This window comes from Ramlibacter tataouinensis (genome assembly GCF_027941915.1).
GTDB classification, from domain to species: domain Bacteria; phylum Pseudomonadota; class Gammaproteobacteria; order Burkholderiales; family Burkholderiaceae_C; genus Ramlibacter; species Ramlibacter tataouinensis_C.
Window position 1 is genome coordinate 91,698 of sequence record NZ_CP116009.1, and the last position, 21,204, is coordinate 112,901.

At 70.0% G+C, this 21,204-nt stretch carries 22 protein-coding genes; 6 read left to right on the forward strand and 16 right to left on the reverse strand.

All coding sequences use genetic code 11. From position 1 onward, the window contains the following. Positions 1-105: 105 nt before the first annotated feature. Positions 106-450: a hypothetical protein gene (locus PE066_RS00405; protein ID WP_271234600.1), complete on the forward strand. Its 345-nt coding sequence runs from the start codon at positions 106-108 to the stop codon at positions 448-450. A gap of 115 nt (positions 451-565) precedes the next feature. Here PE066_RS00405 and PE066_RS00410 read toward each other — a convergent pair whose 3' ends face one another. From PE066_RS00410 to guaB, 7 genes are all read right to left on the reverse strand, one after another. Beyond that, positions 566-1,477 carry an LD-carboxypeptidase gene (locus PE066_RS00410; protein WP_271234601.1) on the reverse strand — a complete coding sequence of 304 codons (912 nt, stop codon included), beginning with the start codon at positions 1,475-1,477 and terminating at the stop codon, positions 566-568. After that, on the reverse strand, positions 1,474-2,859 hold the full coding sequence (gene tadA / locus PE066_RS00415) for a tRNA adenosine(34) deaminase TadA (protein ID WP_271234602.1): 1,386 nt from the start codon (positions 2,857-2,859) through the stop codon (positions 1,474-1,476). The genes PE066_RS00410 and tadA overlap by 4 nt, the downstream gene beginning before the upstream one ends. A 14-nt stretch (positions 2,860-2,873) precedes the next feature. Further along, complete coding sequence (locus tag PE066_RS00420; protein WP_271234603.1) at positions 2,874-3,494, reverse strand: FMN-binding negative transcriptional regulator; 621 nt, start codon at positions 3,492-3,494, stop codon at positions 2,874-2,876. A 41-nt stretch (positions 3,495-3,535) separates the two neighbouring features. Then, positions 3,536-5,149, reverse strand: a complete 1,614-nt coding sequence (gene guaA, locus PE066_RS00425; protein WP_271234604.1) for a glutamine-hydrolyzing GMP synthase — start codon at positions 5,147-5,149, stop codon at positions 3,536-3,538. Positions 5,150-5,186: 37 nt separating this feature from the next. Then, the gene (locus tag PE066_RS00430) at positions 5,187-5,603 is read right to left on the reverse strand and encodes a type II toxin-antitoxin system VapC family toxin (protein WP_271234605.1); all 417 of its coding nucleotides are present in this window, start codon (positions 5,601-5,603) and stop codon (positions 5,187-5,189) included. After that, complete coding sequence (locus tag PE066_RS00435; RefSeq protein WP_271234606.1) at positions 5,590-5,901, reverse strand: type II toxin-antitoxin system Phd/YefM family antitoxin; 312 nt, start codon at positions 5,899-5,901, stop codon at positions 5,590-5,592. Before PE066_RS00435 ends, PE066_RS00430 begins: the two co-directional genes overlap by 14 nt. A gap of 112 nt (positions 5,902-6,013) precedes the next feature. Continuing rightward, the gene (guaB, locus tag PE066_RS00440) at positions 6,014-7,483 is read right to left on the reverse strand and encodes an IMP dehydrogenase (protein WP_271234607.1); all 1,470 of its coding nucleotides are present in this window, start codon (positions 7,481-7,483) and stop codon (positions 6,014-6,016) included. 146 nt (positions 7,484-7,629) lie between these two features. Here guaB and PE066_RS00445 point away from each other — a divergent pair, with 146 nt between their 5' ends. Next, positions 7,630-8,145 (forward strand): DUF4124 domain-containing protein, encoded by a 516-nt coding sequence (locus PE066_RS00445; protein ID WP_271234608.1) that lies wholly within the window; start codon positions 7,630-7,632, stop codon positions 8,143-8,145. Between the two features lie 11 nt (positions 8,146-8,156). Here PE066_RS00445 and PE066_RS00450 read toward each other — a convergent pair whose 3' ends face one another. Further along, positions 8,157-8,483 (reverse strand): RnfH family protein, encoded by a 327-nt coding sequence (locus tag PE066_RS00450; RefSeq protein ID WP_271234609.1) that lies wholly within the window; start codon positions 8,481-8,483, stop codon positions 8,157-8,159. Beyond that, complete coding sequence (locus tag PE066_RS00455; RefSeq protein ID WP_271234610.1) at positions 8,476-8,916, reverse strand: type II toxin-antitoxin system RatA family toxin; 441 nt, start codon at positions 8,914-8,916, stop codon at positions 8,476-8,478. Before PE066_RS00455 ends, PE066_RS00450 begins: the two co-directional genes overlap by 8 nt. 60 nt (positions 8,917-8,976) lie before the next feature. On the opposite strand from PE066_RS00455, the gene smpB reads away from it, so the two are divergent. From smpB to PE066_RS00475, 4 genes are all read left to right on the forward strand, one after another. Beyond that, positions 8,977-9,450: an SsrA-binding protein SmpB gene (smpB, locus tag PE066_RS00460; protein ID WP_271234611.1), complete on the forward strand. Its 474-nt coding sequence runs from the start codon at positions 8,977-8,979 to the stop codon at positions 9,448-9,450. A gap of 85 nt (positions 9,451-9,535) precedes the next feature. After that, entirely contained in the window at positions 9,536-9,928 is a 393-nt protein-coding gene (locus PE066_RS00465; protein ID WP_440480559.1) for a COG4315 family predicted lipoprotein, read from the forward strand. Between the two features lie 76 nt (positions 9,929-10,004). Next, positions 10,005-10,523: a sigma-70 family RNA polymerase sigma factor gene (locus PE066_RS00470; protein ID WP_271234612.1), complete on the forward strand. Its 519-nt coding sequence runs from the start codon at positions 10,005-10,007 to the stop codon at positions 10,521-10,523. Positions 10,524-10,531: 8 nt separating this feature from the next. Then, positions 10,532-11,347 (forward strand): anti-sigma factor family protein, encoded by an 816-nt coding sequence (locus PE066_RS00475; protein ID WP_271234613.1) that lies wholly within the window; start codon positions 10,532-10,534, stop codon positions 11,345-11,347. Positions 11,348-11,419: 72 nt separating this feature from the next. On the opposite strand, the gene PE066_RS00480 is transcribed toward PE066_RS00475, so the two are convergent. The 7 genes from PE066_RS00480 to nusA form a co-directional block, all read right to left on the reverse strand. Next, the gene (locus tag PE066_RS00480; RefSeq protein ID WP_271234614.1) at positions 11,420-12,496 is read right to left on the reverse strand and encodes an enoyl-CoA hydratase/isomerase family protein; all 1,077 of its coding nucleotides are present in this window, start codon (positions 12,494-12,496) and stop codon (positions 11,420-11,422) included. Continuing rightward, positions 12,478-13,350 carry a DMT family transporter gene (locus PE066_RS00485; RefSeq protein WP_271234615.1) on the reverse strand — a complete coding sequence of 291 codons (873 nt, stop codon included), beginning with the start codon at positions 13,348-13,350 and terminating at the stop codon, positions 12,478-12,480. The genes PE066_RS00480 and PE066_RS00485 overlap by 19 nt, the downstream gene beginning before the upstream one ends. Before the next feature lie 178 nt (positions 13,351-13,528). Then, positions 13,529-15,361 carry a translational GTPase TypA gene (gene typA / locus PE066_RS00490; protein ID WP_271234616.1) on the reverse strand — a complete coding sequence of 611 codons (1,833 nt, stop codon included), beginning with the start codon at positions 15,359-15,361 and terminating at the stop codon, positions 13,529-13,531. Beyond that, positions 15,358-16,419, reverse strand: coding sequence for a tRNA pseudouridine(55) synthase TruB (gene truB, locus PE066_RS00495; RefSeq protein ID WP_271234617.1), 1,062 nt, complete (start codon positions 16,417-16,419; stop codon positions 15,358-15,360). Before truB ends, typA begins: the two co-directional genes overlap by 4 nt. Positions 16,420-16,421: 2 nt before the next feature. Next, the gene (gene rbfA / locus PE066_RS00500) at positions 16,422-16,790 is read right to left on the reverse strand and encodes a 30S ribosome-binding factor RbfA (protein WP_271234618.1); all 369 of its coding nucleotides are present in this window, start codon (positions 16,788-16,790) and stop codon (positions 16,422-16,424) included. A 43-nt stretch (positions 16,791-16,833) separates the two neighbouring features. Beyond that, on the reverse strand, positions 16,834-19,680 hold the full coding sequence (gene infB, locus PE066_RS00505; RefSeq protein WP_271234619.1) for a translation initiation factor IF-2: 2,847 nt from the start codon (positions 19,678-19,680) through the stop codon (positions 16,834-16,836). 21 nt (positions 19,681-19,701) lie between these two features. Beyond that, the gene (gene nusA, locus PE066_RS00510; protein ID WP_271234620.1) at positions 19,702-21,198 is read right to left on the reverse strand and encodes a transcription termination factor NusA; all 1,497 of its coding nucleotides are present in this window, start codon (positions 21,196-21,198) and stop codon (positions 19,702-19,704) included. Positions 21,199-21,204 lie beyond the last annotated feature (6 nt).

Sequence of the window (21,204 nt, forward strand, 5' to 3'; positions counted from 1 at the left end):
TGCGACTGTCGCGTTTAGCGGAACAAGAGCGGGTTCCACACTTGTGTTGAACGCCGAAGCCGCCTACCTTCGCTGCTTCAGGGACAGCAGTACAGAAGAACGACCATGCGCTGGTTCAAGTCCAACCTCCGCAACAGCATTTATGGACTGCTCGGGCACTCGCAGCCGCCGAGCCAGTCGACCCTCGACAACCGCCTCGAGGAGATCCGTGAAGCCATGCTCGACCTGGTCGGCGAGACCGCGTCGCAGGACTTCCCGCAACTCACGCGCCGCATCCGCTATGCCGGTGAAATCCAGGGCCTGTGGTACCTGCGCGGCGAACTGATGGCGGCGCTGGCGGCACGCCACGGCGAAACCATCGCCCGCGAGCAGATCGGCGGCATCACCACCCTCTTCAAGGGCGTGCTGCCGCCGGGACTGGCGGCGCGTCCGCGTCCGCTGCTGGGGTAGCGCGCCCTCCTCCGCCGCCGCCTTCGCGGGGGCAGGCTCCGAACGCGACGACCGCGCTATCGCGCTCGGGCGCGCGCGTCGCGCTGGGTTCCCGCCGTCGCGGGAACGACGGACATCAGTGCCGGTGCCCCCACAGCAGGAAGGCGTCGCGCCCTTCCACCGCCAGGTGCACTTCGGCGCCGACCGGCAGCGCCACCTTGGTGGGCACGTGGCCGAACGGCAGGCCCGTGAACACGGGCGCGCGCACCTGGGTGCGCAGCCAGTCCACGACCGTCTTGAGCTTGAAACCGCGGTCGTGCGGGGCCGGCTTGTAGTTGGTGAAGTGGCCGAAGACGATGGCCTTCTGCTGCCCGAGCACCCCGGCGTACAGCAGTTGCGTCAGCATGCGCTCGACCCGGTAGGGATGTTCGTGCACGTCCTCGATGAACAGGATGCCGCCCTTGATGGCCGGCAGCCAGGGCGTGCCGGCCAGCCCCGCCAGGATCGCCAGGTTGCCGCCCCACAGCGTGCCGTGCACCGGGCGCATGGCGTCGACCCGCTCGGCCGCGGGCAGCTGCCAGCCGGCGCCCTCGCCCTGCCCGCTGAGCAGGTCGTCGAAGCAGGCCTGCATGATCTCGTCGGCCCCGCCCTCGGGGCCGAAGTCCTCGCCCATCGCCGGGCCGGCCCAGGTCACGGCGCCGGTCTTCGCCAGCAGCGCGGCCTGCAGGGCGGTGAAGTCGCTCAGCCCGACCCAGTTCGTGCCCTTGGCCACCGACTTGGCGATCGCCTTGTACGGCAGGCGCGGCAGCAACCGCGTCAGGCCGTAGCCGCCGCGCGTGATCAGCGCGATGTCGGCGCCGCTGGCGGCGGCCCGGCCGATGGCGGCCAGCCGGGTGTCGTCGTCGCCGGCAAAGCGCATGTGGACGGCGAAGGCGGCGGGGTCGACCTCGACCTCGTGTCCCATCGCTTTCAGCCGCGCGATGCCGCGTCGCACGGCGGCCTTGTCGCGAACGGCGCTGGAGGGGGAATAGACGTAGATGTGGCTCATGAGGCGTGGAAGTATCCCACCGCCCTTTTCGCCACCGCCTCGCCGTGCTCCTGCACGAAGTGCCCGCCCTGCGCCACGACCATGGGTTCGGGGCAGCCGCGGATCTGCGTGCGCAATTCGTTCATCACCGGAACGCCCAGCACGGGGTCCTGGGCGCCGATCGCCATGAAGCTGCGGCCCTGCCACTCGCCGCGCCAGAAGTCGCGCGCGCGCCGCGACAGCTCGGCGCCGTCGGCCGCCGGCGAGTCCGGCACCATCGGCGGAAAGGCGCGCAGCGCCGCCCGGTGGCCCCGGTCCGGGAAGGGCGCGTCGTAGGCGGCGCATTCCGGCAGCGACAGCTGCGGGTTGCCGCGGGCGAACAGGCGGCCGACGTCGAACTCCGGGTGCTTCGCGCACATCTCGCGCCAGGCCAGGAAACCGGGACTGAGCGGGGTGTCGCCCGTGCCCAGCAGGGTGTTCATCACCAGCAGGCCGCGGTAGCGCTGCGGCGCCTCCATCGGCAGCGTCAGGCCGAGCAGCCCGCCCCAGTCCTGCACCACCAGCACCACGTTGCGCAGGTCGAGGCGCTCGACGAATTCGAGCAGCACCTGCCGATGCCAGCCGAAGCGGTGGAAGGCGTCCTTTTTCGGCTTGTCGCTCTTGCCGAAGCCGACCAGGTCCGGCGCCACCACCCGGTCGCCCGCTGCCAGGAACACCGGGATCATTTTCCGGTACAGGTAGCTCCACGACGGATTGCCGTGCAGGCACAGCCAGGTCAGCGGCGCCTCGCGCGGGCCCTCGTCCAGGAAATGCAGGCGCAGGCCGGCGAGCGACGGCAGGTCGCTCAGGTAGTGGGGTGCCCAGGGGTAGTCCGGCAGGCCGGCGAAGCGATCGTCGGGCGTGCGCAGCGCGTCCTCGCGCAGGGGCTGGCCATTGGCGCGGGCCTCCTGCCGGCGCTGCAGGAAGAAACCGGACAGCCTGCGGCTGCAGTCGTCTCCCAGCACGCCGCCGTGCACCTGGGTGCGGTGGTTCAGGCGGCGCTCGGCGAACAGGTCCACCACCGAGCCGGCCGCGCCCGCCTTCGGATCGGCGGCGCCGTAGACCACCCGCGCCAGCCGGGCGTGCAGCATGGCGCCGCTGCACATGGCGCAGGGCTCCAGCGTGACGAACAGTTCGCAGCCGTCGAGGCGGTAGTTGCCGACCGCCGCGGCCGCCTCGCGCAAGGCGACGATCTCGGCGTGGGCGGTCGGATCGTGACCCGCGATCGGCCGGTTGTAGCCGCGGCCGATCACCTGGCCGTCGCGCACCACCACGGCGCCGATCGGCACCTCGCCGGCCTGCGCGGCCAGCGCGGCCTGCTCGAGGGCCGCTTGCATGAAGGCGGCGTCCTGCCCGGCGTCCATCGGGTCGTCGGTGCTCAGGCCGCCGGGATGCCGGCCCGCTCCATCCAGCCGGCCAGCTCGCGTTCGCGCTCGTTGCCGGCGGCGTAGGCGGCGTGGAGCGCGGCATGCGACTCGGGCCGGTGCTGGTTGAGCTTCAGCTTGCATTGCAGCTCGGTGACCTGCAGCTCGAAGCCGACGATGCCGGCCAGCATCCTGTGCGCGAAATCCTCCGGCAGGCTGCGCCACTGCTGCGCATAGGGCGGCTCGTGGTCGCCGATCAGCGTCTTGAGCAGGGCGTCCTTGTCGTTCGGGTCATCGACCAGCCGCGCCTGCACGGTGCAGTGCACCGCCACGTAGTTCCAGCTCGGCACCCGCTGCAGGTCGGGGTAGGCCTTGGGCGACACGTAGGCGTGCGGGCCGAGGAAGGTGACCAGGGCGCGAGGGCGCGCCTGCAGGTAGCGCCAGTGCGGGTTGGGCCGGGCGCAATGGCCGAGCAGCACCAACCCGCCGTCACTTTCCTCCAGGTGCAGCGGCAGGTGGGTGACGAAGGGCAGCCCCTCGTCGTCGCACGAAATCAGGCTGGCCAGCGGGTTCTCGCGGATCAGCGTGGCGGCGAGCTGCGGGTCCTTGGCGGCGAACTGGGGGGGCAGGTACATGGGCTTCCTCCAGCGCCGACTTTACCCCCGGGCCACACGCCCTACTCCCACTCGATCGTCGCCGGCGGCTTGCTGGAGACGTCGTAGGTGACGCGGTTGATGCCGCGCACCTCGTTGATGATGCGGCTGGACACCTTCTTGAGCAGTGCGTGCGGCAGCTCGGCCCAGTCGGCCGTCATGAAGTCGCTGGTCTGCACCGCGCGCAGCGCCACCACGTACTCGTAGGTGCGGTAGTCGCCCATCACGCCCACGCTCTTGACCGGCAGGAACACGGTGAAGGCCTGGCTGGTCAGGTCGTACCAGCTCTTGCCGGTCTGCTCGTCGCGCGTGTTGCGCAACTCCTCGATGAAGATGGCATCGGCCCGGCGCAGCAGGTCGGCGTAGTCCTTCTTCACCTCGCCCAGGATGCGCACCCCCAGACCCGGCCCGGGGAACGGATGGCGGTACACCATCTCGGGCGGCAGGCCCAGCGCCACGCCCAGCTCGCGCACTTCGTCCTTGAACAGGTCGCGCAGCGGCTCCAGCAGCTTCAGGCCGAGCTGCTCCGGCAGCCCGCCCACGTTGTGGTGGCTCTTGATCGTGACCGCCTTCTTGCTCTTGGCGCCGCCGGACTCGATCACGTCCGGGTAGATCGTGCCCTGCGCCAGCCAGGCGACGTGGCGGGCGTCGGCCTGCTTGATCTTCTCGGCCTCGGCCTTGAACACGTCGACGAACAGGCCGCCGATGATCTTGCGCTTGGCCTCGGGTTCGCTCACCCCGGCCAGCTGGCCCAGGAACAGCTCGCCGGCATCGACCCGCACCACCTTGGCGTGCAGCTTGCCGGCGAACATGTCCATCACCATGTCGCCCTCGTTCAGGCGCAGCAGGCCGTGGTCGACGAACACGCAGGTGAGCTGGTCGCCGATGGCGCGGTGGATCAGCGCGGCCGCCACCGAGGAATCGACGCCGCCCGACAGGCCCAGGATCACCTCCTCGTCGCCGACCTGGCGGCGGATCTGCTCCACCGCTTCGGCGATGTGGTCGCGCATCACCCAGTCGGGCCTGGCGCCGCAGATGCCCAGCACGAAGCGCTCGAGGATGGCGCGGCCCTGCACCGTGTGCGTGACCTCGGGGTGGAACTGCACGGCGTAGAACCGGCGCGCCTCGTCGGCCATGCCGGCGATCGGGCAGCTGTCGGTGGAGGCCATCAGCTTGAAGCCGGGCGGCATCTCGGCCACCTTGTCGCCGTGCGACATCCAGACGTTGAGCATGCCGTGGCCTTCGGGCGTGCTGAAGTCGGCGATGCCCTTCAGCAGCTCGGTGTGGCCACGGGCGCGCACCGCGGCCGGGCCGAACTCGCGCTTGTGGCCGCCCTCGACCTTGCCGCCCAGCTGGTGCGCCATGGTCTGCATGCCGTAGCAGATGCCCAGCACCGGCACGCCCAGCTCGAACACCGCCTGCGGCGCCTTGTCGGTGCTTTCCTCGTACACGCTGGCGTGGCTGCCCGAGAGGATCACGCCCTTCAGGCGGCCGTCGGCCGCGTACCGGCGCACCCAGTTGTCGCTGACGTCGCAGGGGTGCACTTCGCTGAACACGTGCGCCTCGCGCACGCGCCGGGCGATCAGCTGCGTGACCTGGGAGCCGAAATCCAGGATCAGAATCTTGTCGTGTTGCATATCAGTTCTCCGCTGCGCGCCGCTTCGGGGTGGTCTTTCAATTCAAATCGGTGATGACGGGGTGGTCCAGCTTCAGGCACGCTTGCCACAGCGCCCGGTCCATCGTGACCAGCGGGGCTCGCAAGTCCACGGCGACTTTCAGGTACGCCGCGTCGTAAGTCGTGAGCCCGAGAGCCTGGGACCAGTCCCAGAACTCGAGCGGCGAGATCCGCACGGGCGAAAGCGCCACCGGCAGGCGGCTGAGCAACCGGAGTACGTGCTGGTGCACGGAGGGCGTGAACCGGCCTCGCGCCAGCGCCTTGCCTGCTGCATGCAGCGCCTCGATGGGAAAGATGGCGGCGCTGGTCGCGCTCTCCTCTTCCGCCATCACCCGGATCAGCGCCTGCGACACCCTGTCGCCCTGCTCGTCGGGAAAGGCCCAGCTCGCGAAGGCCGACGCGTCAACGACCAGCATCGGGAGTCTTGGGTTCGTTCACCCAGGCGGCGCCTCGGGCGTCGCGTTCGCGCTTGTGCTCCTCCCACAGTTCGTCGAAGCCGGGGCGGGCGGCGCCGACCTTGGCGCGCAGCGCGTCCAGCTCGGCCCGGATGGCTTGCCGGCGCGCCTCGACGCTGGGCTGCTCCGTCTCCGGCTCCCGAATCAGCCGGATCACCCGCTTGCCATGGCGGGTGAGTACCACCTCCTCGCCCTGTTCCACGGCGCGGATGAGTTCGGAAAGCTGGCTCTTGGCCTGATGGATGGGGACCGTCTGCACAATTTCTGGCCCTTATCTGAGAAAATCAGCCCAGATTGTACGCCGCAGCCAAAAAAATGGCCAGAAGATTCTGGCCATTTCGCGGGGCGATGGTCGCGCTGGAATCGCGCGTTCAATCCGCCCGGTAGTTCGGCGCTTCCTTGGTGATGTGCACGTCGTGCACGTGGCTCTCGACCATGCCGGCCGAGGTGATCTCCACGAATTCGCCCTTGCTGCGCATGTCCTCGATGGTGGCGCAGCCGCAGTAGCCCATGGCGGCGCGCACGCCTCCGGCGAGCTGGTAGACGATGGACACCAGCGAGCCCTTGTACGGCACCCGGCCCTCGATGCCCTCGGGCACCAGCTTGTCGGCATTCGGGTTGGTGGTGGTGGCTTCCTGGAAGTAGCGGTCGGCGCTGCCCTGCTGCATGGCGCCGATCGAGCCCATGCCGCGGTAGCTCTTGTAGCTGCGGCCCTGGAACAGCACGATCTCGCCGGGCGCCTCCTCGGTGCCGGCGAACATGCTGCCCATCATCACGGTGTGCGCACCGGCGGCAAGCGCCTTGGCGATGTCGCCCGAGTAGCGGATGCCGCCGTCGGCGATCAGCGGCGCGCCGCTGCCGGCCAGCGCCGTGGCCACGTTGTCGATGGCGGTGATCTGCGGCACGCCCACGCCGGCCACGATGCGGGTGGTGCAGATGGAGCCGGGGCCGATGCCCACCTTCACCGCATCGGCGCCCGCCTCGACCAGCGCCCGCGCGGCGGCGCCGGTGGCGATGTTGCCGCCGATCACGTCCACGCCGGGGTAGTTCTGCTTGACCCAGCGCACCCGCTCGATCACGCCCTTGCTGTGGCCGTGGGCGGTATCGACCACGATCACGTCCACGCCGGCCTTGACCAGCGCCTCGACCCGCTCCTCCGTGCCGGCGCCGACGCCGACGGCGGCCCCGACGCGCAGGCGGCCCGAGGCGTCGCGCGCCGCATTCGGGAAGCTGGTCTGCTTGGTGATGTCCTTGACGGTGATCAGGCCCTTGAGCTCGAAGGCCTCGTCGACCACCAGCAGCCGTTCCAGCTTGTGCTTGTTCAGCAGGGCCTTGGCTTCGGCCGGGCTGGTGCCTTCGGGCACGGTGATCAGGCGCTCGCGCGGGGTCATGATCTGGCTGACCGGCACGTCGTAGCGGGTCTCGAAGCGCAGGTCGCGCCCGGTCACGATGCCCACCACCTTGCCGCCGTCGACCACCGGGAAGGCCGAAAAGCCCACCTGCTCCGACAGGCCCAGCACCTGCAGCACGGTGTGCTCCGGGGTGATGACGACCGGCTCGCGCACCACGCCCGACTCGTAGCGCTTGACGCGCAGCACCTCGGCGGCCTGCTGCTGCGCCGTCAGGTTCTTGTGGACGATGCCGATGCCGCCCTCCTGTGCCATCGAAATGGCCAGCCGCGCCTCCGTCACGGTGTCCATCGCGGCGGACACCAGCGGCAGGTTCAGGGAGATGTTGCGCGTGAGGCGGGTCGCGAGGGAGGTGTCCTTGGGCAGGACCTGGGAGAACGCCGGGACCAGCAACACATCGTCGAAGGTCAGCGCTTTGCCGAGAAGGCGCATGTCAGGGCTCCAAAAAAACGATTGTATCCATGCACTCGGTACTTACCCCAGTGCTACGTCGCCCGCGTCGCGCGCACGTGACGTGCCGCGCGCAGGCAGGCCGCATCGCCTTGGGACGGCCGCGCTGCGCCGCTACACTGCCCGGCATGACCGCCCTTCGTGCCCTCGCCCTCGCCTGCATCTGCATCGTGCCCCTGGCTGCATCGGCGCAATGGCAATGGGTGGACAAGGACGGCCGGCGCGTGTTCAGCGACAAGGCGCCGCCGCCCGAGGTGCCGGAAAAGAGCATCCTGCGCCGCCCCGGCGTGAAGGCGACGGCGCCCGCGCCCGCCGAGGAGCCCGCCGCGGCAGCCTCCGCGCCGGCCAAGGCGGTGGCGGCGAACCAGCCCCGGGTCAGCGGCAAGGACAAGGCGCTGGAGGACAAGAAGAAGCAGGCCGAAGCCGCCGAAGCCGAGAAGAAGAAGGCGCAGCAAGCCGAAGTCGCCAAGGCGCGCGAGGACAACTGTGCCCGCGCCAGGCAGGGCAAGGCGACCTTCGACTCCGGCATGCGCATCGCGCGCGTCAATGCCAAGGGCGAGCGCGAGATCCTGGACGACAACCAGCGCGCCGCCGAGGTCAAGCGCCTGGAGGAAGTGATTGCACGGGACTGCAAGACGGGCTGAGGCCCGTCGCTTCAGTAGCCCGCCTTGGACCCCGGACGCCGGTTGGCGAAGAGCCCCGCGCCCCGGCTGCCCTGCCGCTGGAACCGTTCGCGCCGAGCCAGCTTGGGATCCACCCGCAGCGGGCGAGCGACCTCCACCCGGTCGCGGTCGCGCAACGGCTGGTCGGCCCCGGCCTTGCGCCCCCACACCCCCACCGCCTCGCCCTCGCCGGGCGCCAAGCCGCATGCACGCAGCGCGTCGGCCACGGTTGCGCCCGCGGGCAATCGGAGCGCCTGTTCGCGCACCTCGCGCGGCCCGGGCGAGTGCAGCACGGTCACGCGCAGCGCGGCGTCAGCCATAGACGTGCTCGGCGCGCTTGACGAAGGCATCGACCAGGCTGCCGGCGATGCGGTCGAACACCGGCCCCACCACCGCGGCGAGCGTGCCGCTCTGGAAGCCGTAGTTCAGGTCCAGTTCCACCTTGCAGGCGCGGGTGCCGTCGTTGCCGACCGGATGGAAGTTCCAGCGGCCGTCCAGGTTGGAGAACGGCCCGTCCACCAGCTTCATGCCGACGTGGCGGCCCGGCACGTGGGCGTTGCGGGTGGTGAAACTCTGGCGGATGCCGGCGAAGGCGATGCCGATCTCGGCCTTCATGCCGTGCGGGTCCTCCTCCAGCACCTGCGCATGGTCGCACCAGGGCAGGAATTTCGGGTACTGCTCGACGTCGGTGACCAACGTGAACATCTCTTCCGCGCTATACCAGATGAGCACGGAGCGGTGAACGGATTTCATACGAGAATGCAGGGCCTCGCGGGATTGTAGATACGCCCTGCGGTCCCCACCTGTCAGCCCATGGCCCACAAGCAAGACGGCAGCGCGCGCATCGCCGAGAACAAGAAAGCCGCATTCAACTACTTCTTCGAAGAACGCTTCGAGGCCGGCATGGTGCTGGAAGGCTGGGAGGTCAAGGCACTGCGCGAGGGCAAGGTCCAGCTCACCGACGGCTACGTGGTGATCCGCAACGGCGAGCTGTATCTCATCGGCTGCCTGATCAACCCGCTGCGCACCGCCTCGACCCACGTCAACGCCGAGGCGGCGCGCACCCGCAAGCTGCTGATGCACAAGGACCAGATCCGCCGGCTGATTGGCAAGGTGGAGCAAAAAGGCTACACCCTGGTGCCGATCAACCTGCACTGGAAGGGCGGCCGCGTCAAATGCGAGGTGGCGCTGGCCAAGGGCAAGGGCGAGCACGACAAGCGCGAGACCATCCGCGAGCGCGAAGGCAAGCGCGAGATCGAGCGCGTCATGAAGAGCCGCCACCGCTAGGCTGGCGCGCCTCCGACCGGCGTCGGGAATAAATCCACCGCCGGCATCGTTCATCGCGGCAGATTCACCTTTTCAGGAGAGCCCCATGAACCTGTCCCGCCCGCACCTCACCCTGGCCACCCTGGCACTGGCCGCCGGCCTGGGCGCCTGTTCCTCGATGGCCGCCGATCCGGCTCCGGCCCGCGTCGCCGATGGCGCGCTGGTGGGGCCGAACGGCATGACCCTGTACACCTTCGACCGCGACACGGCCGGCAGCGGCAAGTCGGCCTGCAACGGCCCGTGCGCCACCAACTGGCCGCCGCTGATGGCCCAGGCCGGTGCGATGAACGCCGGCAACTGGACCGTCGTCACCCGCGACGACGGCAGCAAGCAGTGGGCCTACAAGGGCAAGCCGGTCTACTACTGGACCAAGGACACCAAGGCCGGCGACCGCACCGGCGAGGGCTTCAACAACGTCTGGCACGTTGCCCGGCCCTGACGATGGGCGCGGTCCTGCCGACGCCGCCGCAAGCCGGGGTTTCCCGGCCCGCGCCGTTGCGCTAGCCTCGCGCTCCATGCAGGCCGGCGAGCTCGAGGCGCAGATCCCGCAGCTGCGGCGCTACGCGCGCGCGCTGACCGGTGACGCCTGGGCCGCCGACGACCTGGTGCAGGACACGCTGGAGCGCGCCTGCGACCGCTGGCAGCTCTGGAAGGCCGGCAGCGACCTGCGCGCCTGGCTGTTCACGCTGATGCACAACCTGTTCATCGACGGAGCCCGGCGGGCGCTGCGGCAGGCCGGCCAGCGGGTGGACATCGACGACGTGGCGCCCGAGCTGGCGGTGCCGGCCGCCGCCACCGACCAGGTGCTGGACCTGCAGCGCTGCCTGCTGCGGCTGCCGGAGGAACAAAGGGAGGTGCTGCTGCTGGTCGCCCTGCAGGACCTCAGTTACGAAGAGGTGGCGCGCGTCACCGGCACGCCGATCGGCACCGTGATGTCGCGCCTGTCGCGTGCGCGCAGCCGGCTGCGCGAGTTGATGGAAGGCGCCGCCGCACCGGCCTCGCCCGCCGTGCTGCCATTCAAGCGCCCGAAATGAAGTTGCCCATGAAACAGGACTCCGCGCCGATCGACGAAGCCAGGCTGCACGCGCTGGTCGACGGGCGCCTTTCCGCCGCCGGGCGCGAGCACGTGCAGGCGCTGCTGGCGGCCGACCCTGATGCGGCCCGCACGGCCCAGGCCTGGCAGGCGCAACGCCACGCGCTGCGGGCGCTGCATGCCGAGGTGCTGCAGGAGCCGGTGCCGCCCGCGCTGGCGGAAGCTGCGCGCCACATCGGCCACGAAGGCCGGCGCCTCGACCGCTGGCAGCGCTGGGGCGGCACGGCCGCTTCGGTGGCGCTGGCGTTCGTCGTCGGCTGGCTGGCCCACATGCAGTGGGGCGGCAGCCCCGGCGAGCTGCTTGCCCGCGGCTCGCGGCCGCTCAACGACTTCGGGCGGCAGGCGGTGGCGGCCCACGTGGTCTATTCGCCGGAGGTGCGCCACCCGGTGGAGGTGCCCGCCGCGCAGCAGGAACACCTGGTGCAGTGGCTGTCCAAGCGGCTGGGGCGGAGCCTGAAGGTGCCCGACCTGTCGGCGCAAGGCTACGAACTGGTGGGCGGCCGGCTGCTGCCGGGCGAACAGGGGGCACGGGCGCAGTTCATGTACCAGAACGCCCGGGCCGAGCGCATCACGCTGTATGTCGGCGCCATCGATGCCGGCAAGGCCGGCCGCGCCGCCGCCGGCGAAACCGCCTTCCGCTTCACCCACGAAGACGGCGCCGCCAGCTTCTACTGGGTCGCCCAGGGCTTCGGCTACGCCCTGGCCGGCCGGATGGACAAGGGGCAGCTGCTGCCGCTGGCGGAGAGCGTGTACCGGCAGCTGTGAGGGGGGCGCTAAGTCCTCGGCGCAGGCGGAGGAGCCAGCGCAACGCGCCTGCAGCTCCAGCCTCGCGCCAGCCTACGCCAGTCCGCGCAGCGGGTGCGCGTGCACCGGCCAGGGGCTGCGAAAGAACGGCTCCACCATCTCCGCCGTGACGTCCTCGATCCGCGCCGGGCTCCAGCGGGGCGCATGGTCCTTGTCGATCGCCAGGGCGCGCACGCCCTCGACCGTCTCGCTGGCGCCGGGGCGCAGGTGGAAGCAGTGGCGCACCAGGTCGCGCTCCATGCGCAGTTCGTCGGCCAGGCTCATGCCGCGGGCCCGCCGCACCTGCTCCAGCGTCACGTGCAGCATCAGCGGCGAGCGCTTGCGCAGCAGCACGCCTGCCGTGTGCCGCGCCCAGTCGGAGCCGTCCGCCTCCAGCGCCGCGACGATCTCGCGCACGCTGCCCAGCGCGAACACGCGGTCGATGTCGGGCCGGCGGTCCGCCAGCTTCGAACCTTCGGCCCGCTGCGGCGCCGGCACGGCCGCGGCGCCTTCGCCGGCCAGCCGCTCCCACAGCGCCGGCAGCTCGGACGAGGGCATGGCGAGGTCGGCCAGGCCGGCGTCCACCGCATCCGCGGCGCCGATCACCTCGCCGGTCAGCGCCAGGTACTCGCCGATCCGCCCGGGGCAGCGCGAGAGGAAGTGGCCGCCGCCCACGTCCGGGAACAGGCCGATGCCCGTCTCCGGCATGGCCATCTTCGTGCGCTCGGTCACGATGCGGCAGCGGGCCCCCTGGGAGATGCCCATGCCGCCGCCCATCACGATGCCGTCCATGAACGAGACGTAGGGCTTCGGGTAGTGCTGCACCAGGTGGTTGAGGGTGTATTCCTCGGTGAAGAAGTCCTCCAGCTCCGGGTTGCCCGCCAGCGCCGCCGCATGGAAGAAGCGGATGTCGCCGCCCGCGCAGAAGGCGCCGAACGGGCCTTCCTTGCCCATGCCGCGAATGGCCACGACTTCCACCCGCGGGTCGTCCCGCCAGGCCCGCAGCGTGGCCTTCAGCTCGCGGATCATGGCCAGCGACAGCGCGTTCAGCGCCCTCGGCCGGTCCAGGGTGATGCGGCCGGCCTTGCCGGCCACTTCGGTCCTTACTTCGCTCATGCCCGTTGTTTCCATCCAATCAGTTCATTCATCACCAGCGCCCCGATCACCAGGGCGCCGCCGGCCAGCACGGTCTGCGTCGGCGCCTCGCCGGCTCCGACCCAGGCCAGCAGGATCCCGAAGATCACCTCCAGCAGGGCCAGCAGCGAGATCTCGGGCGCCTTGAGCACGCGCGCGCAGGCCACCGCCAGCGCGCACGGGATCGCCAGCTGCACCAGGCCCAGCAGCGCCAGCCAGCCGATGTCGTGCGTCGAAGCCTGGAACGGCAAGGCCAGCGGCAGCGTATAGGCCGAGGACAGCACGGCGCCGATCAGCACGGCGGGCACCAGGTCCACGTCCTGGCCCTGGGCGTGCGAGCGCTGGGTGACGGTCCAGTTGATCGCGCCGGCCGCCGGCACGCACAAGGCGACCAGCGTGCCGGCGAGCTGTCCGCCCGACAGCTGGGCGCCGTACATCCAGGCGATGCCGGCGCCGGCCACCGCGATCGCCGCCCAGGTGCGCGCCGGGATGCGGTGGCCGATGACGGCGCGTGCGACCAGCGCCGTCAGGAGCGGTCCCACCGCCATGGTGACCAGCACGTTGGCCACGCTGGTGAGCGTCAGCGCCACCATGAAGGCGGTGAACATCACGCTCCAGCACAGGCCCGAGAGCCACAGCGCCGCGCCGCCCGAGCGGATCTTCGCGAACAGTTCGCGGCCCTGGACGAAGGGCAGGATCACCAGCAGCGACAGCGCGGTGAAGAAGCTGCGCCAGAAGGTGATCTCGAAACTGCGCGCGTGCTCCAGCTGCCGGGTGACCACGCCGGCGATGGACCACATCAGGGTGACGGCGACCATCAGGAACACGGCGCGGGTGTGGGTGAGCTTCATCGTTGTGGGTGGGCCGGTGCTGCAGAGCTCGATTGTCGCCGCGTCCCGCAGCGCCCTCATCCACGCGCCCTGGCCCGCCTGCCCGTCATTCCGGCGAAGGCGGGAATCCACGCAGCGCAGGCGCATGAGCGCCGCCGGCGCGTTGCGCTGGATCCCCCGCCTTCGCGGGGGATGACGATCAGGCCGCCTCGCGCTGCGCCCGCTTGCGCTCGTGCTCCTTCAGGAAGCGCTTGCGCAGGCGGATCGACTTGGGCGTGATCTCCACCAGCTCGTCGTCCTCGATGAACTCGACGCCGTACTCCAGCGTCAGCTCGATCGGCGGCGTGATCTTGATGGCGTCTTCCTTGCCCGAGACGCGGAAGTTGGTCAGCTGCTTGGTGCGCGTGGCGTTCACCACCAGGTCGTTGTCGCGGCTGTGCACGCCGACGATCATGCCCTCGTACACCGGGTCGTTGGCGCGCACGAACATGCGGCCGCGGTCGTCCAGCTTGCCCAGCGCATAGGTGAAGATCTCGCCATCGTCCATCGAGATCAGCACGCCGTTCTTGCGCCCGCCGATCTCGCCCTTGTACGGCTCGTAGCGGTCGAAGATGTTGGAGATCAGCCCCGAGCCGCGGGTCAGGTTGAGGAACTCGTTGGTGAAGCCGATCAGGCCGCGCGCGGGAATGCGGTACTCCAGCCGCACCCGGCCGCGGCCGTCCGGCTCCATGTTCACCAGCTCGCCCTTGCGCTCGCCCAGGGCCTGCATCACGCCGCCCTGGTGCTGGTCCTCGATGTCCACGGTGACCAGCTCGATCGGCTCGTGCCGCTCCCCGTCGATCTCCCTGAACACCACGCGCGGCTTGGACACCGCCAGCTCGTAGCCCTCGCGGCGCATGTTCTCCAGCAGGATCGTCAGGTGCAGCTCGCCGCGGCCGGCCACCTCGTAGACGCCCTCCTCGTCGGTCTCCTTCACGCGCAGCGCGACGTTGGACTGCAGCTCCTTCTGCAGCCGGTCCCAGATCTGGCGGCTGGTGACGAACTTGCCCTCGCGCCCGGCCAGCGGACTGGTGTTGACGCAGAAGTTCATGGTCAGGGTCGGCTCGTCGACCTTGAGCATGGGCAGCGGCGCCGGGTTGGCCGGGTCGGTCAGGGTCACGCCGATCCCGAGGTCGGCGATGCCGTTGACCAGCACGATGTCGCCCGGGCCGGCCTCGGTCACCTGCACCCGGTCCAGGCCCTGGAACGTCAGCACCTGGTTGACGCGGCCCTTGTAGGACTTGCCGTCCGGGCCCTCCATCACCAGCACGTCCATCGCCGGGCGCAGGGTGCCGGCATTGACGCGGCCGACGCCGATGCGGCCGACGAAGGTCGAGAAGTCGAGCGCGGACACCTGCAGCTGCAGCGGCGCGTCCGGCTCGCCGGCGTGCGCCGGCACGTGCTTCAGGATGGTGTCGAACAGGGCCGACATGTCCGGGCCCCACTGCTCGCCGAACTCGCCCTGCTCCAGCGAGCTCCAGCCGTTGATGCCGGAGGCGTACACCACCGGGAAGTCCAGCTGCTCGTCGCTGGCGCCGAGCTTGTCGAACAGGTCGAAGGCGGCGTTGACCACCTTGTCGGGGGCGGCGCCGGGCTTGTCGACCTTGTTGACCACGACGATCGGCCGCAGGCCCAGCGCCAGCGCCTTCTTGGTCACGAAGCGCGTCTGCGGCATCGGGCCTTCCTGGGCGTCGATCAGCAGCACCACGCCATCGACCATCGACAGGGCGCGTTCCACCTCGCCGCCGAAGTCGGCGTGGCCGGGGGTGTCGACGATGTTGATGTGGGTGCCCTTCCAGCTGACCGCGCAGTTCTTGGCCAGGATGGTGATGCCGCGCTCGCGCTCGATGGCGTTGTTGTCCATCACGGTGTCCTGCACCTTCTCGTGCTCGGCGAAGGTGCCCGACTGGCGCAGCAGCTGGTCGACCATGGTGGTCTTGCCGTGGTCGACGTGGGCGATGATGGCGATGTTGCGGATCTGCTTGGTGCTCATGGTGTCTGTTCGGCGTGCGATCGGGCACGCAGGATCTGGTCGATTTCGATGGGGCTGAGCAGGCGGCTGGGGATCAGCTCGCCGGCCCGGGTGTGCGCGGTACCGAGGAGGACGGATTCGCTCCGGCCTCCTTCGGGAGGTGGGGAGGGGGGCACGCGCTGCGGCAGCTCGGGCCGCTGCGCGTGTCCCCACCCCGACCCTGCTCCCGGGGGAGAGGGAGAAAAGACCGCCACCCGGTCGGCATCGGCCCAGTGGCCGCGCCGGCGCAGGCCCGACAGGAAGCGCCCGGCATCGTCCGCACCGAGCGTGACGCGCGTGTGTCCATCCAGCAGCGCCTCGGGCGGCAGCAGCGCGGCCTCGCGTTCGGCTTCGCTCATGGCGGCGAAGGCCTCCAGCGTGACGCACCGCGCCACATCGAACGGTCCGGTCGCGATCCGACGCAGCAGCGACAGGTGCGCCCCGCAGCCCAGCGTCTCGCCGATGTCTTCGCCCAGCGTGCGGATGTAGGTGCCCTTGCTCACGCGGGCGGTGAAGCGGAGGGCGGCGCGGCCGCCCTCTTCCACCAGCTCGAGCCGCAGTTCGTGCACGACGACATCGCGCGGCGCGCGCTCGACCTCCTGGCCGGCCCGCGCGTATTCGTACAGGGCCTTGCCGTCCTTCTTCAGCGCGCTGTGCATGGGCGGCACTTGCTGGATCGGCCCGGTGAACTGGCGCTCGACCTCCGCCAGCCGCTGCGGCGTGACCGGCGGCACCGGGCGCTCCGACACGACTTCACCCTCGGCGTCGCCGGTGGTGGTCTTCACCCCCAGCACCGCCACCGCTTCGTAGGTCTTGTCGGCGTCCAGGTGCAACTGGCTGAACTTGGTGGCCGCGCCGAAGCACAGCGGCAGCGCGCCGGTGGCCAGCGGGTCCAGCGTGCCGGTGTGGCCGGCCTTCTCGGCGCGCAGCAGCCACTTGCATTTCTGCAGCGCGTCGTTGCTCGACAGGCCCAACGGCTTGTCCAGCAGCAGCACCCCGTGCACGGGGCGCCTCACGACCCGTGCCCGTGGTGCGCCCATGCCTACTCCCCGGATTCTTTGGAACGCGAGGCGACCGCGCGGGCGATCAGCGCGTTCATGTCGGCCGCACGCTCGGTGGTGCGGTCGAACTGGAAGTGCAGCGTGGGCACCGTGTGGATGTGCAGCCGCTTGAACAGGCCGTTGCGCAGGAAGCCGGCCGCGTGGTTGAGGGCCTCCTCGCACTCGTGCGGGTCGCCCTTGAGCACGCTGAAGAACACCTTGGCATGCGCGTAGTCGGGCGTGACCTCCACGGCGCTGAGCGTGACCATGCCCAGCCGCGGGTCCTTGATCTCGCGGATCAGCTCGGACAGGTCGCGCTGGACCTGGTCGGCGATCTGGTAGCTGCGATTGGGCTTGCTGGACTTCTTCATCGAAGGGCGAGCCTCGCGGCAGCGAGGCCCGCTTTCCCCTTGTTTACAGGGTCCGGGCGACTTCCTTGATCTCGAAGAACTCGAGCTGGTCGCCTTCCTTGATGTCGTTGTAGTTCTTCAGCTTGATGCCGCACTCGAAGCCTTCCTTGACCTCGCGCACGTCGTCCTTCATCCGCTTGAGCGACTCGATCTCGCCGGTGTAGATCACCACGTTGTCGCGCAGCAGGCGGAAGTGCGAAGAGCGGGTGACCAGGCCGGACGTGATGTACGAGCCGGCCACGGTGCCGATCTTGGACGCCACGAACACGGTGCGGATCTCGGCCGAGCCGATGACCTCCTCGCGCTTCTCGGGCGCCAGCATGCCGGACATGGCGGTCTTCAGCTCGTCCACGGCGTCGTAGATGATGCCGTAGTAGCGGATGTCCACGCCGTTGCCCTCGGCCAGCTTGCGCGCACCGGCGTCGGCGCGCACGTTGAAGCCGATGACCACCGCCTTGGAGGCGATCGCCAGGTTGATGTCGGACTCGCTCACGCCGCCCACGCCCGCGTAGACCAGCTGCACCTTGACCTCGTCGGTCGACAGCTTGACCAGCGACTGCGACAGCGCCTCCTGCGAGCCCTGCACGTCGGCCTTGACGATGATGGGCAGCGTCTTGACCTCGCCGGCGGTCATGTCCGAGAACATGTTCTCCAGCTTGGCGGCCTGCTGCCTGGCCAGCTTGGTGTTGCGGAACTTGCCGGCGCGGTAGGTCGCGATCTCGCGCGCCCGGCGCTCGTCGGTCAGCACCATGAACTCGTCGCCGGCCTGCGGCACCTCGGTCAGGCCCTGGATCTCCACCGGGATCGACGGACCCGCGCTCTTGATGGTCTTGCCGTCCTCGTCGAGCATGGCGCGCACGCGGCCGTAGGTCTGGCCGGCCAGCACCACGTCGCCCACCTTGAGCGTGCCCGACTGCACCAGCACCGTGGCCACCGGGCCGCGGCCCTTGTCCAGCTGGGCTTCGATGACCAAGCCCTTGGCGGCGGCATCTACCGGCGCCTTCAGCTCCAGCACCTCGGCCTGCAGCAGCACCTGCTCGAGCAGGTCGTCCATGCCCTGGCCGGTGAGCGCCGAGACGTTGACGAACGGCGAGTCGCCGCCGTATTCCTCGGGCACCACCTCCTCGGCCACCAGCTCCTGCTTGACGCGGTCGGGGTTGGCGCTGGGCTTGTCGATCTTGTTGACCGCCACGACGATGGGAACGCCGGCTGCCTTGGCGTGCTTGACCGCTTCCCGGGTCTGCGGCATGACGCCGTCATCGGCCGCCACCACCAGGATGACGATGTCGGTGGCCTGGGCACCGCGGGCGCGCATGGCGGTGAACGCCTCGTGGCCCGGGGTGTCCAGGAAGGACACCACGCCGCGCGGGGTCTCCACGTGGTAGGCGCCGATGTGCTGCGTGATGCCGCCGGCTTCGCCCGCCGCCACCTTGGCGCGGCGGATGTAGTCCAGCAGCGAGGTCTTGCCGTGGTCGACGTGGCCCATGACGGTGACCACCGGGGCGCGCGGCAGCGCCTCGGCGTTGGCCTGGGACACTTCCTCCTCGGTGAACGCCTCGGGGTCGTCCAGCGCCGCCGTGACGGCCTTGTGCCCCATTTCCTCGACCACGATCATGGCCGTGTCCTGGTCCAGCGGCTGGTTGATGGTGACCATCTGGCCCATCTTCATCAGCGCCTTGATCACCTCGGACGCCTTGACCGCCATCTTGTGCGCCAGCTCGGCGACCGTGATGGTCTCCGGCACGTGCACTTCGATGACGCGTTGCTCCGCCGGTGCGGCCATCGAGTCGTCGCGCTGGTCGCGGTCGCTGCCGCGGCGCCCGCGCGGGCCGCCACGCCAGCTGTTGCGGCCGACGCCGCCGGAGGCATCGCCCCGGGTCGGAATCGACTTCTTCTTGGCGGGGTCGGCGGCCCAGCTCGAGGAGAGCTTGGCCGACTTGACTTCCTTGCCGGCGCCCGGCGCCGCGGGCGCACCCGGGCGCGCCGTCACGGCCGGCTTGTGCAGCGTGCCCTTGGCGGCGGTCTTGCCGGCTTCGCCCGGCTTGGCGGCGGCCTTGATTTCTTCCGGCTTCTTGGCCACCAGCACCTTGCGCGGGGCGGCCATCATGGCGCGGATCGCCTCGGCCTCGGCCAGCGCCTTGCGGCGGCGGTCTTCCAGGTCCTTGGCACGGGCGGCCTCTTCCTCGGCCCGGGCCTTGGATTCGGCTTCGGCCTTGGCGCGTGCCTCGGCCGCGGCGGCGGCGCGCTCGGCGGCGGCGGCCGTCGCCTCGGCGCTGGCCTCGGCCTGCGCCGTGGCGGCAGCGATGCGCTTGGCTTCCTCGCTGGCCGCGTAGGCGGCGGCGCGCTCGGCGGCTTCGCGCTCGCGCTGCTCCAGTGCCTCGCGGGCGCGGCGCTTCTCGGCCAGGTCTTCCTCCTGGCGGCGGATCAGCTCGGCCTGGCGGCGCGCCTCTTCCTCGCGGCGGGACAGCTCGGCATCGTCGATGCGCGGGGCGGCCGGCGGCTGGCGCACTTCACCTTCGGGCGCTTCCACCACGGCGGTGTCGCCGCCGTCGTCGCGCTTGACGAAGGTGCGCTTCTTGCGCACTTCCACCTGGATGGTGCGGGCCTTGCCGCTGGCGTCGGCCTGCTTGATCTCGCTGGTGGACTTCTTGACCAGCGTGATCTTCTTGCGCTCGGGCGTGGCCGTGCCGTGGCTGGCCTGCAGGTAGCCCAGCAGCTTCTGCTTGTCAGCTTCCGACAGCGCGTCGGTCGGCGCCGACTTGGCGACGCCGGCGCTGCGCAGCTGCTCGAGCAGCGTCTGGGGTGATTTTTTGAGTTCGCTCGCGAACTCGGCGACGGTCGTACTGGACATAGGTATTTCGACCCTCCCCTTTTACTCTTGTGCCGCCGCAGCGCCGGTGAACCAGTGCTCGCGCGCCTTGATGATCAGGGCGGTGGCCTCTTCGGCCGTCTGCCCCGTGATTTCGGTCAATTCATCGACGGCCAGGTCGGCCAGGTCGTCGCGGGTGTGCACGCCGGCCTCGGCCAGCTGGCCGATCAGCTGCGGGCTCAGGCCATCGAGGTCGCGCAGGTCCTGCGAGACTTCCTCGACGCTCTCCTCGCGCTTGATCTCCATGGTCAGCAGGGCGTCCTTGGCGCGGGCGCGCAGCTCCTGGACGGTTTCCTCGTCGAACGATTCGATCTCCAGCATCTCCTGGATCGGCACGTAGGCCACTTCCTCGAGGCTGGTGAAGCCCTCGGCGATCAGGATGTCGGCGATCTCCTCGTCGACGTCCAGCTTTTCCATGAACAGGCCGCGGATGGCGCTGGACTCCTCGGCCTGCTTCTGGGCCGATTCGTTGGCGTCCATGATGTTGATCTTCCAGCCGGTCAGGTCGGAGGCCAGGCGGACGTTCTGGCCGCCGCGGCCGATGGCGATGGCCAGGTTCTCCTCGTCGACCACCACGTCCATCGCGTGCTTCTCCTCGTCGACCACGATGGAGCTGACGTTGGCCGGCGCCAGCGCGCCGATCACGAACTGCGCCGGATCCTCGGACCACAGCACGATGTCGACCCGCTCGCCGGCCAGCTCGTTGGTGACGGCGTTGACGCGGGTGCCGCGCACGCCGACGCAGGTGCCGATCGGGTCGACGCGCTTGTCGTGCGACAGCACGGCGATCTTGGCGCGGCTGCCGGGGTCGCGGGCGCAGCTCTTGATCTCCAGCAGGCCCTGCTCGATCTCGGGCACTTCCTGGCGGAACAGCTCGATCATGAACTCGGGCGCCGCGCGCGACAGGATGATGGGCGCGCCGCGCAGCGTCAGGTCCACCTCCATGATCATGGCGCGCACCCGGTCGCCGTTGCGCAGGTTCTCCTTGGGGATCATCTCGCCGCGGCGCAGCCGGCCCTCGACGCGGCCGCTCTCGACGATCACGTCGCCCTTGTCCATGCGCTTGACGGTGCCCACGAAGATCTTGTCGCCGCGCGACATGAAGTCGTTCAGCAGCATCTCGCGCTCGGCGTCGCGGATCTTCTGCAGGATCACCTGCTTGGCGGCCATGGCGCCGATGCGGCCGATCGGCAGCGACTCGACCGGCTCCTCGATGTAGTCGCCCGGCTCGACGTCGGCCACCCGGTCCTGGGCGTCCATCAGCATCTCTTCGGCGTCGGGGTTCTGCAGGCCGGCGTCGTCCGGCACCACCAGCCAGCGGCGGAAGGTCTCGTAGTCGCCGCTGTCGCGGTCGATCGCCACCCGGATGTCCACCTCGCCCTCGTAGAGCTTCTTGGTGGCCTGGGCCAGCGCCGATTCGACGGCGCCGAACACCACGTCGCGCTCGACGTTCTTTTCGCGCGAGATCGCTTCCACCAGCATCAACAGTTCGCGGTTCATCTTCTT

Coding starts and splice junctions, on each gene's coding strand:
- smpB (WP_271234611.1), top strand. CDS start 8,977: ATGGCCCACAAGCAAGACGGCAGCGCGCGCATCGCCGAGAACAAGAAA.
- PE066_RS00480 (WP_271234614.1), bottom strand. CDS start 12,496: ATGGAAACAACGGGCATGAGCGAAGTAAGGACCGAAGTGGCCGGCAAG.
- guaA (WP_271234604.1), bottom strand. CDS start 5,149: ATGCAACACGACAAGATTCTGATCCTGGATTTCGGCTCCCAGGTCACG.
- PE066_RS00485 (WP_271234615.1), bottom strand. CDS start 13,350: ATGAAGCTCACCCACACCCGCGCCGTGTTCCTGATGGTCGCCGTCACC.
- nusA (WP_271234620.1), bottom strand. CDS start 21,198: ATGAACCGCGAACTGTTGATGCTGGTGGAAGCGATCTCGCGCGAAAAG.
- PE066_RS00475 (WP_271234613.1), top strand. CDS start 10,532: ATGAAACAGGACTCCGCGCCGATCGACGAAGCCAGGCTGCACGCGCTG.
- guaB (WP_271234607.1), bottom strand. CDS start 7,483: ATGCGCCTTCTCGGCAAAGCGCTGACCTTCGACGATGTGTTGCTGGTC.
- PE066_RS00465 (WP_440480559.1), top strand. CDS start 9,536: ATGAACCTGTCCCGCCCGCACCTCACCCTGGCCACCCTGGCACTGGCC.
- PE066_RS00410 (WP_271234601.1), bottom strand. CDS start 1,477: ATGAGCCACATCTACGTCTATTCCCCCTCCAGCGCCGTTCGCGACAAG.
- typA (WP_271234616.1), bottom strand. CDS start 15,361: ATGAGCACCAAGCAGATCCGCAACATCGCCATCATCGCCCACGTCGAC.
- infB (WP_271234619.1), bottom strand. CDS start 19,680: ATGTCCAGTACGACCGTCGCCGAGTTCGCGAGCGAACTCAAAAAATCA.
- PE066_RS00445 (WP_271234608.1), top strand. CDS start 7,630: ATGACCGCCCTTCGTGCCCTCGCCCTCGCCTGCATCTGCATCGTGCCC.
- tadA (WP_271234602.1), bottom strand. CDS start 2,859: ATGGACGCCGGGCAGGACGCCGCCTTCATGCAAGCGGCCCTCGAGCAG.
- PE066_RS00470 (WP_271234612.1), top strand. CDS start 10,005: ATGCAGGCCGGCGAGCTCGAGGCGCAGATCCCGCAGCTGCGGCGCTAC.
- PE066_RS00430 (WP_271234605.1), bottom strand. CDS start 5,603: ATGCTGGTCGTTGACGCGTCGGCCTTCGCGAGCTGGGCCTTTCCCGAC.
- rbfA (WP_271234618.1), bottom strand. CDS start 16,790: ATGAAGAAGTCCAGCAAGCCCAATCGCAGCTACCAGATCGCCGACCAG.
- PE066_RS00450 (WP_271234609.1), bottom strand. CDS start 8,483: ATGGCTGACGCCGCGCTGCGCGTGACCGTGCTGCACTCGCCCGGGCCG.
- truB (WP_271234617.1), bottom strand. CDS start 16,419: ATGGGCGCACCACGGGCACGGGTCGTGAGGCGCCCCGTGCACGGGGTG.
- PE066_RS00405 (WP_271234600.1), top strand. CDS start 106: ATGCGCTGGTTCAAGTCCAACCTCCGCAACAGCATTTATGGACTGCTC.
- PE066_RS00455 (WP_271234610.1), bottom strand. CDS start 8,916: ATGAAATCCGTTCACCGCTCCGTGCTCATCTGGTATAGCGCGGAAGAG.
- PE066_RS00420 (WP_271234603.1), bottom strand. CDS start 3,494: ATGTACCTGCCCCCCCAGTTCGCCGCCAAGGACCCGCAGCTCGCCGCC.